11 protein-coding genes are annotated in these 12,949 nt (G+C 72.2%); 5 read left to right on the forward strand and 6 right to left on the reverse strand.

Annotation, left to right across the window (positions count from 1 at the left end):
• Window positions 1-141: 141 nt before the first annotated feature.
• The 3 genes from ACFSCV_RS05495 to ACFSCV_RS05505 all read left to right on the forward strand — a co-directional run bounded on the left by ACFSCV_RS05495 (window position 142) and on the right by ACFSCV_RS05505 (window position 4,212).
• Window positions 142-1,452 carry a capsular polysaccharide export protein, LipB/KpsS family gene (locus ACFSCV_RS05495; RefSeq protein ID WP_378797780.1) on the forward strand — a complete coding sequence of 437 codons (1,311 nt, stop codon included), beginning with the start codon at window positions 142-144 and terminating at the stop codon, window positions 1,450-1,452.
• Window positions 1,449-2,918: an LTA synthase family protein gene (locus ACFSCV_RS05500; RefSeq protein WP_378797782.1), complete on the forward strand. Its 1,470-nt coding sequence runs from the start codon at window positions 1,449-1,451 to the stop codon at window positions 2,916-2,918. The genes ACFSCV_RS05495 and ACFSCV_RS05500 overlap by 4 nt, the downstream gene beginning before the upstream one ends.
• Window positions 2,919-3,066: 148 nt before the next feature.
• Window positions 3,067-4,212, forward strand: a complete 1,146-nt coding sequence (locus ACFSCV_RS05505; protein ID WP_378797784.1) for a polysaccharide biosynthesis/export family protein — start codon at window positions 3,067-3,069, stop codon at window positions 4,210-4,212.
• Window positions 4,213-4,282: 70 nt separating this feature from the next.
• On the opposite strand, the gene ACFSCV_RS05510 is transcribed toward ACFSCV_RS05505, so the two are convergent.
• A complete protein-coding gene (locus ACFSCV_RS05510) occupies window positions 4,283-5,350 on the reverse strand; it encodes a GNAT family N-acetyltransferase (RefSeq protein ID WP_378797785.1) in 1,068 nt (355 codons plus the stop codon).
• A gap of 185 nt (window positions 5,351-5,535) precedes the next feature.
• Window positions 5,536-7,245: an ATP-binding protein gene (locus ACFSCV_RS05515; protein WP_378797787.1), complete on the reverse strand. Its 1,710-nt coding sequence runs from the start codon at window positions 7,243-7,245 to the stop codon at window positions 5,536-5,538.
• 137 nt (window positions 7,246-7,382) lie between these two features.
• On the opposite strand from ACFSCV_RS05515, the gene greA reads away from it, so the two are divergent.
• On the forward strand, window positions 7,383-7,862 hold the full coding sequence (greA, locus tag ACFSCV_RS05520; protein ID WP_378797789.1) for a transcription elongation factor GreA: 480 nt from the start codon (window positions 7,383-7,385) through the stop codon (window positions 7,860-7,862).
• 11 nt (window positions 7,863-7,873) lie between these two features.
• Here greA and ACFSCV_RS05525 read toward each other — a convergent pair whose 3' ends face one another.
• Window positions 7,874-8,365 (reverse strand): cupin domain-containing protein, encoded by a 492-nt coding sequence (locus ACFSCV_RS05525; RefSeq protein WP_378797791.1) that lies wholly within the window; start codon window positions 8,363-8,365, stop codon window positions 7,874-7,876.
• A 188-nt stretch (window positions 8,366-8,553) separates the two neighbouring features.
• Between ACFSCV_RS05525 and ACFSCV_RS05530 the strand changes: the two genes are divergently transcribed.
• Complete coding sequence (locus ACFSCV_RS05530; RefSeq protein WP_378797793.1) at window positions 8,554-11,487, forward strand: pre-peptidase C-terminal domain-containing protein; 2,934 nt, start codon at window positions 8,554-8,556, stop codon at window positions 11,485-11,487.
• Between the two features lie 55 nt (window positions 11,488-11,542).
• Here ACFSCV_RS05530 and ACFSCV_RS05535 read toward each other — a convergent pair whose 3' ends face one another.
• From ACFSCV_RS05535 to ACFSCV_RS05545, 3 genes are all read right to left on the reverse strand, one after another.
• Window positions 11,543-12,022 carry a hypothetical protein gene (locus ACFSCV_RS05535; RefSeq protein WP_378797795.1) on the reverse strand — a complete coding sequence of 160 codons (480 nt, stop codon included), beginning with the start codon at window positions 12,020-12,022 and terminating at the stop codon, window positions 11,543-11,545.
• Entirely contained in the window at window positions 12,019-12,573 is a 555-nt protein-coding gene (gene gspM / locus ACFSCV_RS05540) for a type II secretion system protein GspM (RefSeq protein ID WP_378797797.1), read from the reverse strand. Before gspM ends, ACFSCV_RS05535 begins: the two co-directional genes overlap by 4 nt.
• Window positions 12,570-12,949, reverse strand: a 380-nt coding sequence (locus ACFSCV_RS05545; RefSeq protein WP_378797799.1) for a PilN domain-containing protein, incomplete at its 5' end; no start/stop codon positions are given. The genes gspM and ACFSCV_RS05545, both read right to left, overlap by 4 nt.

Below are 12,949 nucleotides of genomic sequence, written 5' to 3' on the forward strand. Positions count from 1 at the left end.
GTCGCGACCGCCTCCGGCGACGTTCGCGAGCGCGAAGCGGAGGCCTTCGCGGCCGCGAACAGGGTCGGGCTCGTCCGGCTCTCGCCCGGCCCCGTCGCGCTTCCGATCCTCGATCGCGGCGGTCGATCTCTCTGTTATCGATTGATAAATTTCGATAATCCGCTGCCGGCGCCGGGCGCGCCAAACCGCCTGGCGGAGCTCCGCACGGAGCTGCTGGAGCTCGCGGGGCCGGGCGAACTTCGCATGGAGGCCGACTTCGACCCGGCCGATCCCGCGCTCGCCTGGCTCGATCCCCACGTCCGAATTCTGGTCCCGGCCGCGGATGCGCTGCGCTCGGCCTGCGACATCCTGCGCCACCGGGCGCGCACCGCGCGCCGGTCGGTCGGCTGCGGCGTGACCGGCTGGAAGCGTGCGACGGTGGCGGGCTTCCTGGACGGCCCCAACGGTCCGCCGCTGTTCGAGGCCTCGCCCGAGGCGGCCGCGCAGGCGGCGCGGGCCTGCTCCGGACGGGTCGTGGTCTGGGCCTCGCGCGGCGCGGGCCCGGCGGTCGCGGCCGCCGAAGGGGCGGGGGTCCCGGTCGCCCGCATGGAGGATGGTTTCCTGCGCTCGGTCGGCCTCGGCGCGGCCTTCGTGGAGCCGCTGTCGCTCGTGCTCGACGACAGCGGCGTCTATTACGACCCTTCCGCGCCGAGCGATCTCGAGCGCATCCTGAGCGACGGCGAGATCCCGCCGGCGCTCGCCGCCCGCGCGGCGGCGCTGCGCGAGCGGCTGATCGCGGAGAACGTCACGAAGTACAATGTCGGCGAGAGCGTCGCTTCGATCGTGCCGGCGGACCGCTTCGGCGTGCTGGTGCCGGGACAGGTCGAGGACGACGCCTCGATCCTGCGCGGCGCGGGCGCCGTGCGCACCAATCTCGGGCTGCTGCAGGCCGCGCGCGCGCGGCGGGGGGACGACGCCTTCATCATCTACAAGCCGCACCCGGATGTCGTGGCCGGCTACCGCGCCGGCGCGGTCCCCGAGCGCGAGCTGCGCCGCCTCGCCGACGCCGTGGTGACCGACGGCGCGATCGCGGCGCTCTACCCGCAGTGCCGGGCGGTCGAGACCATGACGTCACTGTCCGGCTTCGAGGCGCTGATGCGCGGTCTTGAGGTGACAGTCCATGGCCAGCCGTTCTACGCCGGGTGGGGTCTGACCGAGGACCTCGCCGCCCAGCCGCGCCGCGGCCGCCGCCGCAGCCTCGACGAACTGGTGGCGGTGACGCTGATCCTCTACCCGCTCTACCGCGATCCGGTCTCCGGCCTTCCTTGCGGGCCGGAGACCGCGCTCGACCGCATCGCCGAGGCGCGCGCCCGCGCGGCGACCGCGAAAGGACGCGCGCTCGCCCGCGCCCGGCGCGTCTATGCGCTCGCCCGCCACCGCCTGCTCGGGCCGTTCGACCGGAGGGCGCGGTGACCGGGCTCGCGCTCGCCTTCGCGCTATCCTTCGCGGCCTCGCTTGCGGTCGAGACCATGCCGCCGTCGCTGCGCGCCTTCCGCGCGCCGCCGAAGGCGCTGCTGCTGCGGCTCGCGGTCCATCTCGCGCTGTTCGCCGCCCTGTTCGCGCTGTCGTGGCGGCCCTGGCACGCGGCCTTCGTGGTGACGGTCACGACCGGCCTGTTCGCGGCGGGCAGCAACGTGAAGCGGGGCATCCTGGGCGAACCGCTGATCTTCACCGACGCGGCTCTGGTGCGGCATGCGATCCGGCATCCGCGGCTCTACTACGCCGAGCGCCTCGCCCGGCCCCCGGCGCTCGCGGCGCTCGCCACGCTGCTGGTCGCGACCGTGCTGTGGTTCGCGATCGAGCCGTCGATCCTGCCCCGCGACGCGCCGATGCTCGCGCTCGCGCCCCCGGCGGTCGTGCTTGGCCTATGGGCGGCGCTGGGCTCCGCTCCGGTCGCGGCTTTCGCGCGCTCCGTCGTCGCCGATCCGGCCGACGCGGACGGCGACGTGCGCCGCTTCGGCCTCGTGGCCGCGCTCGTGCTGCACTGGCTCGCCTGGCGGTCCGCCGCGCGGCCGTCCGAGGCGGCGAAGGCGGTCGCGGCGGCGCTGCCGGCTCCGCGCCCGGCGGCCGAAGGTCCGCGCGTCGTGGTGGCGATCCAGTGCGAAAGCTTCGTCGACATCGCCGCGCGGGGGTTCGACGGCCCGCCGCTGCCGGCGCTCGACCGGCTGCGCGCCGAAGCGCTGGCCTGGGGCCGCTGCCGCGTGCCGGCGGAGGGCGCCTACACCATGCGGAGCGAGTTCGCCTTCCTCACCGGCCTGCCCGCGGAAGCGCTCGGCCTCGACGCCTTCGACCCCTATCTGACGGCCGCGCCCTATCTCGCGCGCAGCCTGCCGGCGCTGTTCGCCGCCTCCGGCCGCGCCACGACCTTCCTGCACCCCTACGATCGGCGGTTCTTCGACCGCCACCTGCTCGTGCCGAAGTTCGGTTTCGGCCGCTTCGTCCATGGCGAGGCCTTCGCGGGAGCCGCGCGCTTCGGTCCCTATGTCGCCGACAGCGTGGTCGCCGACGCCCTCGTCGCGGAGATCAAGGCGGCGCTGCGGCCCGCGTTCCTGTTCGCCGTGACGATCGAGAACCACGGGCCGTGGGGGCCGGGCCGGCTGCCGCAGACCGACGACGCCGCGGCCCAGTACGCGCTCCATCTCGCCAACGCCGACCGCATGATCGGCCGGGTGGCCGAGGCGCTGCGCGCGCTGCCGGGCGGCGGCGTGCTCTGCCTTTACGGCGACCATGCGCCCGGCCTGACGCTGCATCCGGAGTTGCCCGATCGTCGCGCCACCGACTACCTGCTGTGGGACTCGCGGAAGGTGGTCGATTCGCCGGCGGCGCCTGAAACTCTCGACGTTTCGGATCTCGCCCGGAAGCTTCTGGCCGCGGTCTGACCGCCCGGCATGTTGCCGGAACGCCTCACCCCGGCGGGCGCGGCGTGGCGGTTTCGTGAACAGGGCCGTGCTTAAGGTTCCGTTAGTTGGCACGAAAGGGCTTCGGTGCTACCTCGGCGGACCGGGGTTAAGGTCAGAGCGAGGGCGTATGCACTCCAAACATGCTTCCGGCGCGGTCGCGTTCGCGGTCGTGGCCGGACTGCTGAGCGGTTGCTCCACGCTGCCGGCCACGGGTCCTTCGACCGAGCAGATCGACCCGCCGAGCGTTTCGAACGACGCGATCCGCGACTACGTGCTGGTCGATTTGAACCAGCGGGTCGTCGATATCGTCTCGCAATACCGCGCCGCGCCGTTCTCCAAGCGTTTCGCGGCGGCGCGGCCCGCGCCGGGCCAGATCGTCGGCGTCGGCGACGTGCTGGCGATCCAGCTGTTCGAGGCCGGCCAGGGCGGCCTGTTCTCCAGCGACATCGGCGCACGCGTCCAGTTCACCCAGCGGGTCGATTCGGACGGTTCGATCACGGTTCCCTACGCCGGCCGGATCATGGCCGCGGGCACCGGGACGCAGGCGGTCGAGCGCAAGATCGTCGCCGCGCTCGAGGGCCGCGCGATCCAGCCTCAGGCGCTTGTTCAGGTCACCGAGACGGTGAGCCGCAGCTTCGTCGTCAACGGCGAGGTCAACAGCCCAGGCCGCTTCCCCGTCACCGCCGCGGGCGACCGCGTGCTTGACGCGATCGCGATCGCCGGCGGCTCCAAGCAGGAGGCGTTCCAGACGCGCGTGACGCTGGTCCGCGGCTCCTCGCAGGCGTCGGCGATCATGAAGACGCTGATCGACAATCCGGCCGACAACGTGTTCGTGCAGCCGAGCGACCGTATCTTCCTCACCAAGGATCCGGAGCAGTTCCTCGCCTTCGGCGCGGTGCCGAAGCCGGGCCCGATCCCGTTCGATCTGGAGCGGATTTCGCTGCTTGAGGCGGTCGGCAAGGCCGGCGGTCTGCTGGACGAACGCTCCGATCCGGGCGCTCTGTTCCTGTTCCGCTACGAGCCGGCTTCGGCGGTGCGCGCCATGCGGCCGGACTACAACGGCCGCTTCGGCGAGCGCGTGCCCGTGGTCTACCGCGTGAACCTGCGCGACCCGGCCGCCTACTTCTACGCCAAGGCCTTCGTGGTCCGCGATCGCGACGTGCTCTATGTGGCGAACGCCAAGCTGTCGGAGCTGCAGAAGTTCCTGCAGATCCTCGCGAGCGCCCGCAACATCGCGCAGACCGCGCAGACCGTGCAGCGCATGCAGCCCTGAGCGGCGGCGCGACGACGAAACGAAAAGGCCCGGCTCGCGCCGGGCCTTTTGCGTTCGGGCCGCGGGGAGCTCAGGCGGCGTGGCGGCTCGCGTCCGCGCCGTAATAGGCGACGTAGCGCGGGTTGATGACGCTGCGCGGCAGCACGATCAGAACGTCGGTGGTGCCGAACTGGCGGTCGACGACCGCGCCGTCGCCCACATAGGCGCCGAGCCTGAGATATCCCTTGATCAGCGGCGGCAGCGCGCGCAGCGCCGCGCGCGGATCGATCGCCTCCTTCGGCGTCAGGTCCATCGGCGTGCGCCGTTCGGGCAGCGCGCTGGCGCGCCATTCGGGCGGCGCGGCGTGGAAGTGGTGCAGATAGGACAGCGGCAGCGCCAGCCGTTCCGGATCGGCGCCTTCGAGGCTGGCGCAGCCGATCATGACGTCGACGTCATGGGCCACCACGTAGCGCCAGATGCCGTGCCACAGCAGCTCGACGGTGCGTTTGTCGCGGAACGGCTTCAGTACGCACGAGCGGCCGAGCTCAAGGAACGACCGAGTCGGATGGCGCGCGATCAGCTCGTCGATGCCGAACTCGCCCGCGGTGTAGAAGCCGAAGGCGCGGTCGGCGGTCTCCTGCCGCAGCAGCCGGTAGGTGCCGACGACGCGCGGCTTGTTCGGTTTGGCCGGCGCCGGCGGCTCCGCGGCCTCCACCAGGCGCGTCCGGTCCAGACCCCGGAGGTCGAAGCCCTGCAGTCCGGCGAACAGCGCGGCGGCGGGGCTGCGTTTCGGGCTGTGGTCGAGCACGAGCAGGTGGTCGCAGACCGTGTCGTAGGCGTCCATGTCGCGCCGGGCGAGCCGCGCCAGCGGGTCGGCCACCGCCGACATCTCCTTATAGAACACCTCGTAGCGCAGCCGTTGGGCGCGCTTCACGTCCTTCGGCCGTTCGGCGAGCTTCAGCTCGAGCTGGCCGATGCGGCCGAGCGGCGTCGGCAGCAGCGCCGCGGAGGCCGCGAGTTCGGCGCGGCTCGGCGTCGCCTGCGGCGCGCCCTTGCGGCCGAACATGGGCCAGCGCGCGGTTCCCGACGCGGGACGATGCGAGCGGAAGCGGCGCACGATGCCTCCGGGGGCGGCGCGCGTCGCACGAACGATGGCCATGGGGAGCCTCTGGGGATGGGGGCGCGGGACCGCCCGCGCCGCGACTTTCGGGCGTCGGACGCCGCTGGCGCTCGTCCGCCGACGACCGATCAGGCGGCCGCGATCCGGAGATCAACATAGTCAGCCGACGAACGTGTGACAACGCAAGCGGCGGCCGCTGCCTAAGAACGAGGCGTAAGCGGAGGTCAGGCGACGCGCGCGCGATCCTCGCGCCGGGCTTCGAGCAGAGCGCCGAGGCGCGCGGGGTCCAGCGGTTTGGCGAGCATCTCGTCGATGCCGGCCTCGCGCGCGGCGTCGCGGTCGTCCTCGGCCACGTTCGCCGAAACCGCGAGGATCAGCGCCGGCGGACGCCCAGACGCGTTTTCGGCCTCGCGCATGGCGCGCGCGGCCGTGAGGCCGTCGCGGCGCGGCATGCGCAGGTCGAGCAGCACCACGTCGAACGGCTCCGCGTCGAAGGCCTCGCAGGCGGCGACGCCGTCGCCGGCCTGCTGGACGGAGCAGCCCAGCCGGTTGAGATGGGCGAAGGCGATCAGCGCGCTCACCGGATCGTCCTCCGCCAGCAGCGCGCGCAGGCCGCCGGCGCGCGGCTGCGCGGCCCCGGCTGCGTCGGCCGCCGGCGCGCCCGCCAGCGCCGAGATCGGACGCGGATCGGCGAGCCGGCTCACGAGCGAGCCCGGCCGCACCGGCTTGATCAGGAAGCCGTCGAACCCGTCCGCGGCGAGCGCCGGCAGTTCGCGGCGTTCGGAGGCGGCCAGCAGCGCGACGCAGAGCGTGGCTCCGCCGAGTTTCGCCGCGATCGCGAAGTCGTTGGCCCGGCCCGTCGCGCCCCGGTCGATCAGCGCCGCGTCCGCGCGAAGGTCGCGCACGGCGGCGGCCACCTCGTGCGGGGCGGACTGCGTGACCAAAGTCGCGTTCGCGCCGCGGGCGGCGAGCGCCTCGACCAGGAACGGTCCGCTGAAGGGCGCGGCCGACACCACGGCGACGCGTCGGCCTGCGAGCGCTTCGGCGGAGACGGGCTGCGCCGCCGCGTCGGCCGCGGGCAGCCGCAGCGTGAAGGTCGCGCCGGCGCCGGGCGTGGAGCAAGCAGTCAGCGCGCCGCCCATGGCGCCTGCGAGCCGCTTCGAGATCGCAAGCCCGAGGCCGACCCCCGGCAGGGCGGGATCGGCGCCCGCCCGCTCGAACTCCGCGAAGATGCGGGCGCCGTCCTCCGGGTCGAAGCCCGGCCCGGTGTCGGCGACCTCGAAGCGCGCGCCGTCGCCGTCGCGCGCCAGGGTGAGGCCGACGCCGCCGGTCTCGGTGAACTTCACCGCGTTGCCGGCGAGGTTGAGCAGGATCTGCCTCAGCCGCGCGGCGTCGCCCATCATCCGCGCGGGCGCGTCGGCGGCGATGCGGATGGCGAGGTCGAGCCCCTTGTCGTGCGCGCGCGGCGCGAGCAGCTCGGCGACAGCCTCCAGCACCTCGGCCGGATCGAACGGAGCCGCCTTCAGCGCGACCGCGTCGGCCTCGATGCGCGACAGGTCGAGAATCTCGTCGACGAGCGACAGCATCGCTTCGGCGGAGGTCTTCATGGCGAGCGCGTAGGTGCGCTGGTCGGGCGCAAGCGCCGTGTCGAGCAGCAGGTCGCCGGCGCCCACGACGCCCGTCAGCGGGGTGCGCATCTCATGGGTGACGGCGGCGAGGAACCGGGATTTGGCCCGCGCCGCGGACGACGCGTCGCCGGAGGGGGGCGAACTGTCCTCGCGGTCGCGCGCCTCCCAGAGAGCGTCTCGGGCGGTTTCGAGCGCGTCCTCGAGCGCGTCCACGCGCCGCCGAGCCCGCGTCCAGGCGGCCGTCGCCATGACGGCGAGGGCCGCGGCGACGGCGGCGAGGATCAGAGCTGCGGCGTCGATACCCACGTGGTCGGTCTCCGCCGGCGCGAGACGTTGCGCGCCGCCGGGACATGCTAGAGTGGAGGGCCTTGCGGAACCCTTGACGACGGACGCGCGGCTTCGCCGCCGTCTCGGCGGGGCCCCGCGCCACAGGAAGGCACGGCATGAGCGTCGCGTTCACCCGCGAGCAGGACAACGAGGCGACCGCGGCGGACCTGCCCGATCGCCCGATCTCGCCGCACCCCAATCTCGTCACCGCGGAGGGCCTCGCCGCCCTCGACGCCGCGCTCGCCGAGGCAAGGGCGGCCTACGCCGCCGCGCAGGCCTCGGGCGACATCCAGACCGACCGCACCGCGATGGCGCGCGCGACCCGCGACCTGCGCTACTACGCCGCCCGCCGGGCGAGCGCCGAGCTGGTCGAGCCGCAGCGCGGGTCGGGCGTCGCGACCTTCGGCAGCCGGGTGACGTTCGACCGCGAGGACGGGCGCCGGCAGAGCTTCCGCATCGTCGGCGAGGACGAGGCGGACCCCGCCAGGGGCTCGGTGTCCTACGTGTCGCCGCTCGCCCGCGCGCTGGTCGGCAAGGCCGTGGGCGACGCCGCGACGGTTGCAGGCGGCGAGGTCGAGATCGTCGCGATCGACTGAGCGCGGTCCGGTCAGGGCCGCGTGTGGATCGGATCGATCCAGTAGACCTCTTCCGGAGCCTCGACCGGGTCGACGTCGGCGATGTTCACCACCACCGCCTCGTTGTCGGACCGCACCAGCACGCATTCGAGCGGGTTGTCGGGGTCGGCGTTGATCTCCTGATGCGGCACGAAAGGCGGCACGAAGATGAAGTCGCCGGGGCCGGCTTCGGCGACGAACTCCAGCCGCTCGCCCCAGCGCATCCGCGCCCTGCCGCTCACCACATAGATGACGCTTTCGAGCGCGCCGTGATGGTGCACGCCGGTCTTGGCGTCGGGCTGGATCGAAACCGTGCCGGCCCAGATCTTCTGCGCGCCGACGCGGGCGTGGTTGATGGCGGCCTGCCGGAACATGCCCGGCGTCTGCGCCGTGTTGGGGTCGAGCCGGTCGCCGCGGATGACGCGCACGCCGTCGTGCTTCCAGCGCTCGCCCGCGGGGGCGTCATGGTCGTGATCGTGGCTCATGGGCGGCCTCCTGAAGCGGGGACGATCCCGCGTCCCGGCGCCGACATCAAGCGCCGGCGTTTCTTGGGCCAGGCGCCGGCCATGGTCCAAACGCGCTACGCACTACCACCAGTTGCTTCGGCAGGGAGGATTTGCTTGCCTCTGGTTGGGGAACGCTCGGCCGCAAGCCGACGCCGGGGGAGGACAGCATGCGCGTTGCGGATTTCGATGGGTTCGATCCGGCGTCCGGGGCGGCGTCGCGCGTGTTCGACGACACCATTCCGGGCGACGCCACCACGACCGAGACGATCGCGGTCGGCGGCTCGGAAGTCGGCTACATCGGGCCGGACTCCAGCGACGAGGACTGGTACGGCGTCACGTTGACCGAGGGCGAGACCTACACGGTCAGTCTCGCCGCGAGCGGCGACGGCGAACTCGATCCGTATCTCTATGTCTATGATCTGGCCGGAGGTCTGCTCTACGCCAATGACGACAGCGGCGAAGGCCTGAACTCAAGCCTTACGTTCACCGCCACGTATACGGGCCAGTACTATCTCGGCGCCGCGGCCTACCTCAGCGGCGGAAACATTGGCGAGTACACGCTCAGCATCGACATCGACGTCCCGCCGCCGCCGGCGGACCTGCTCGACTCGATCGACTGGGGCACGCAGGTGTCGACGCAGGACAACGTCATCCGGGTCTATTTCGCCGCGGATGGCGAGACCTTCGACGGCGAGACCTCGATCGGCTGGAGCGCCTACGAAATCACGCAGGCGATGCTCGCCTTCGAGACCTACGCGCACATCCTCGACGTCACGTTCGAGATCGTCGACGACGTCGTTTCGTCCGATTTCCAGCTCGTGCTCGATCTGGATGATCCGGGCAGCCTCGGCTACTTCAACCCCCCCGGCGAGATCAACGCCGGCGTCGGCTGGTTCAACGCCGACGGCGTCGGCTGGAGCGACGGGCTGGAACAGGGCGGCTACGGCTTCATCACGCTGATCCACGAGTACGGCCACGGGCTTGGCCTCGCGCATCCGCATGATAATGGCGGCACGTCCGTCATCATGGACGGCGTGACCGGCCCGTTCGGCAGCTACGGCGTGGCGGACCTGAACCAGGGCGTGTTCACGACGATGTCCTACAACGACGCGTGGCCGCTTGGCCCGCTTGGGCTGTCGGGGACCTACGCCTATGGGTGGCAGGGGACGCCGATGGCGCTCGACATCGCCGTGCTGCAGGAGAAGTACGGCGCGAACACGGACTACAACTCCGGCGACAACGTCTATCTGCTGCCCTCGGCCAACGCGCTCGGGACGTTCTATTCGGCGATCTGGGACGGCGGCGGCGTCGACGAGATCCGCTACGACGGGACGGCTGCGGCCACGATCGACCTGCGGGCGGCGACGCTGCTGTACGAATATGGCGGCGGCGGCTTCATCTCCTACGCCAGCGACGTGATCGGCGGTTTCACCATCGCGAACGGGGTGGTGATCGAGAACGCGACCGGCGGCTCGGGGAACGACGTGCTGGTCGGCAACGCCGGGCGCAACGTGCTGAACGGACGCGGCGGCGCGGACGAGATGATCGGCGGCGCCGGGAACGACCGCTACATCGTCGACAACGTCGGCGACATCGTCTTCGAGTACGAGAGCGAAGGCGCCGACGTCGTCGAGTCCTCGGTCACCTACGCGCTTTCGGACAACATCGAGAACCTGAAGCTGACCGGGACGGCGTCGATCAACGGCACGGGCAACGGTCTGGCCAACGTTCTGCTTGGCAACAATGCGGCCAACCGGCTGAACGGCCTCGGCGGCGCCGACGAGATGCGCGGCGCCGACGGCAACGACCTCTATGTCGTCGACAACGTCGGCGACATCGTCATCGAGCGCGCGAACCAGGGCGCCGATAGGGTCGACAGCTACATCACGTACACGCTGGGCGCGCATGTCGAGCACCTCAAGCTGATCGGCGACGCGACGATCAACGGCTCGGGCAACGAACTCGCGAACATCATCTCCGGCAACGCCGCGAACAACCGCATCGACGGCCGCGGCGGCGCCGACGACATGCGCGGCGGAGCCGGCAACGACACCTATTACGTCGACAATGTCGGGGATCGCGTCACCGAGCGGGCGGGCGAAGGCGTCGATCTGGTCGATTCAACCGTGAGCTACGTGCTGTCCGCCCATGTCGAGTACCTGCGGCTGTCCGGCACGGCGGCGATCGGCGGCGTCGGCAACGATCTCGCCAACGTCATCTCGGGCAACGGCGCGAACAACCGCATCGACGGCCGCGGCGGCGCCGACGACATGCGCGGCGGAGCCGGCGACGACACCTACTTCGTCGACAACACCGGAGACATCGTCACCGAGCGCCCCGGCGGCGGCGTCGATCTGGTCGACTCGACCGTGAGCTACGCGCTTTCCGCCCATGTCGAGTACCTGCGATTGTCCGGGACGGCGGCGATCGGCGGCGTCGGCAACAACCTCGCCAACGTCATCTCGGGCAACGGCGCGAACAATCGCATCGACGGTCGCGGCGGCGCCGACGACATGCGCGGCGGAGCCGGCGACGACACCTATGTGGTCGACAATGTCGGCGACATCGTCACCGAACGCTCGGGCGGGGGAACCGACACCGTCGAGAGCACGGTGAGCCACACGCTGTCCGCGCATGTGGAGAACCTGAGTCTGCGCGGCGCCGGCGCGATAAACGCGACTGGAAACGGCCTCGCCAACGTCATTACCGGAAACAACGCCGCGAACGTGCTCAACGGCGGACTCGGAGCCGACACGCTGACCGGCAACCGCGGCGCGGACATCTTCGTGTTCGACACGGTGCTCGGGGGCGGCAACATCGACCGCATTACCGACTTTTCGGTGCCGCAGGACACCATCCGGCTCGATGACGGGATCTTCACGGGCCTCGCGGTCACGCCGACCCCCGCCGGCAACGTGCTCGCCGCGAGCGCGTTCACGATCGGCGCGGCGGCGACCGACGCGTTCGACCGTATCATCTACAATTCCGCCACCGGCGCGCTGTTCTTCGACTTGGACGGCGTCGGCGGCGCGGACCAGGTCCAGTTCGCTACGCTGACCGCCGGCCTCGGCCTGACCAACCTCGACTTCCAAGTGGTCTGACCAAGCTGTCAGCACATCTGGAGAACGAGGCCCGCACCCCGCGCGCCGGGCCTCGTCAGTCGTCCGTTCCGCCATGCGCCGGGGCGTCCCGCTTCGGATCGAACAGCCGATACTCCTCCTCCCGCTCGCCAAGCGTCAGCCGCAGAGCCGCAGGGTCGATCGCCGTCACAAGCCAGCCGTCAAGCATGTCGCCGAGCCGGAGCTGGCTGACCTGTTTGGAGTCGAGCTCCTCGATCACGGCGACGGACTCGTCCGGGCCCTCGATCACGCCGGTGAGGCGGAGACTGGGCTGAACCGCGGGCGGCGGCTCCGGCGCGGCGGCCTCCTCGAGCGGCGCGGGCGCTTCGTCTGTCGCCGGCGCGGGCGGCGGCCGGCGCGAAGGCGTGAACAGCGGGCGGTCGCGGAACCCGGTCAGGCTCGCAGCGTCCAGGCTTTGCAGCGGGTTGAGGCCGGAGGGCGCGGCCTCCTGCGCCCGCGCGGACAGCGCCCCGGCGACGGCCAACGCCAATGCCACGAGCGCATGCATGCGGCTCATGGGGCGGCGCTCCGCACCGGGCCCGCCGCGACCAGGCCGACTCGCAGGGCCGGGTTCTCTGGGTCGCCCTCTCCACCCGCTTCAAGCCGTCGGATTTCCAGCCGCTCGATCGCGATCAGGGGCAGGCCGGTCTCCAGCCCGTGCATCAGCGCGAGCAGGCCGGCGTTGTCGGCGTCGAAGGCGACGCGCAGGCGCACGCGTTCGCCGCCCGCGTCCTCGGCTTCCGGCGCCGGCGCGTCCAGGGTCTCGATCACGCTCCCGCCGGAGGCCGCGACCGCGTCCGTCAGCAGGCGGCGCAGGCTGGCCTTGGCGAGCTCCGCCGTCGCGCCCGGCACGTAGATCGCGGAGCCGTCGCGCTGCGCGACCGGGCGGCTTTCGGCCTCGCGCACGCGCCGCTCCAGCGCCGCCACGGTCGCCTCCTGGCGCGCGGCCAGGCCGTCGAGGTCGCGCGCCGCAAGCAGGTTCAGGGCCGCGAGTGCGGCGAGCGCCGGCGGCGTCGCGAGCGCGAGGCAGAGCACGGCGAAGCGCAGCGGGTCGCGGGGCGCGGTCATGGCGTCCGGCCCGCGGCGCGAGGGACGGCCGGCGTGCGTTCGGCGGCGATCTCGAACCCGTCGCGGCCGTCCGGCCGGCGCTGGACGGGGGCGGCGAAATGCGCGCCGCGCAACGCGCCCGTCGCCTCCAGCAGGCCGATCAGCTCGGGCGCGGCCTCGGCGTCGCCGGCGAGCCGCACCCGCGCGCCGTCGAGTTCAAGTTCGCGCAGCGCAGCGCCGTCGGGAAGCGCGGAGGCGAGCCGGTCAACGAAGGTCACCGCGGCGGTCTCCGGGCGCTTTTCCGCGATCAGCGAGGCCTCGCGGGAGCCGCCGCCGGAAAGACGGAGCAGGGCGGCGCGGCCGGCGGCGGCGCGAGCCACGAGATCGGCGGCGCGGG

Source organism: Methylopila henanensis, from assembly GCF_042681025.1.
GTDB classification, from domain to species: domain Bacteria; phylum Pseudomonadota; class Alphaproteobacteria; order Rhizobiales; family Methylopilaceae; genus Methylopila; species Methylopila henanensis.

What these genes read in the sequence shown, in the direction of transcription:
- gspM (WP_378797797.1), bottom strand. Translation starts at nt 12,573, where the DNA reads ATGACCGCGCCCCGCGACCCGCTGCGCTTCGCCGTGCTCTGCCTCGCG.
- greA (WP_378797789.1), top strand. Translation starts at nt 7,383, where the DNA reads ATGAGCGTCGCGTTCACCCGCGAGCAGGACAACGAGGCGACCGCGGCG.
- ACFSCV_RS05535 (WP_378797795.1), bottom strand. Translation starts at nt 12,022, where the DNA reads ATGAGCCGCATGCATGCGCTCGTGGCATTGGCGTTGGCCGTCGCCGGG.
- ACFSCV_RS05525 (WP_378797791.1), bottom strand. Translation starts at nt 8,365, where the DNA reads ATGAGCCACGATCACGACCATGACGCCCCCGCGGGCGAGCGCTGGAAG.
- ACFSCV_RS05530 (WP_378797793.1), top strand. Translation starts at nt 8,554, where the DNA reads ATGCGCGTTGCGGATTTCGATGGGTTCGATCCGGCGTCCGGGGCGGCG.
- ACFSCV_RS05510 (WP_378797785.1), bottom strand. Translation starts at nt 5,350, where the DNA reads ATGGCCATCGTTCGTGCGACGCGCGCCGCCCCCGGAGGCATCGTGCGC.
- ACFSCV_RS05505 (WP_378797784.1), top strand. Translation starts at nt 3,067, where the DNA reads ATGCACTCCAAACATGCTTCCGGCGCGGTCGCGTTCGCGGTCGTGGCC.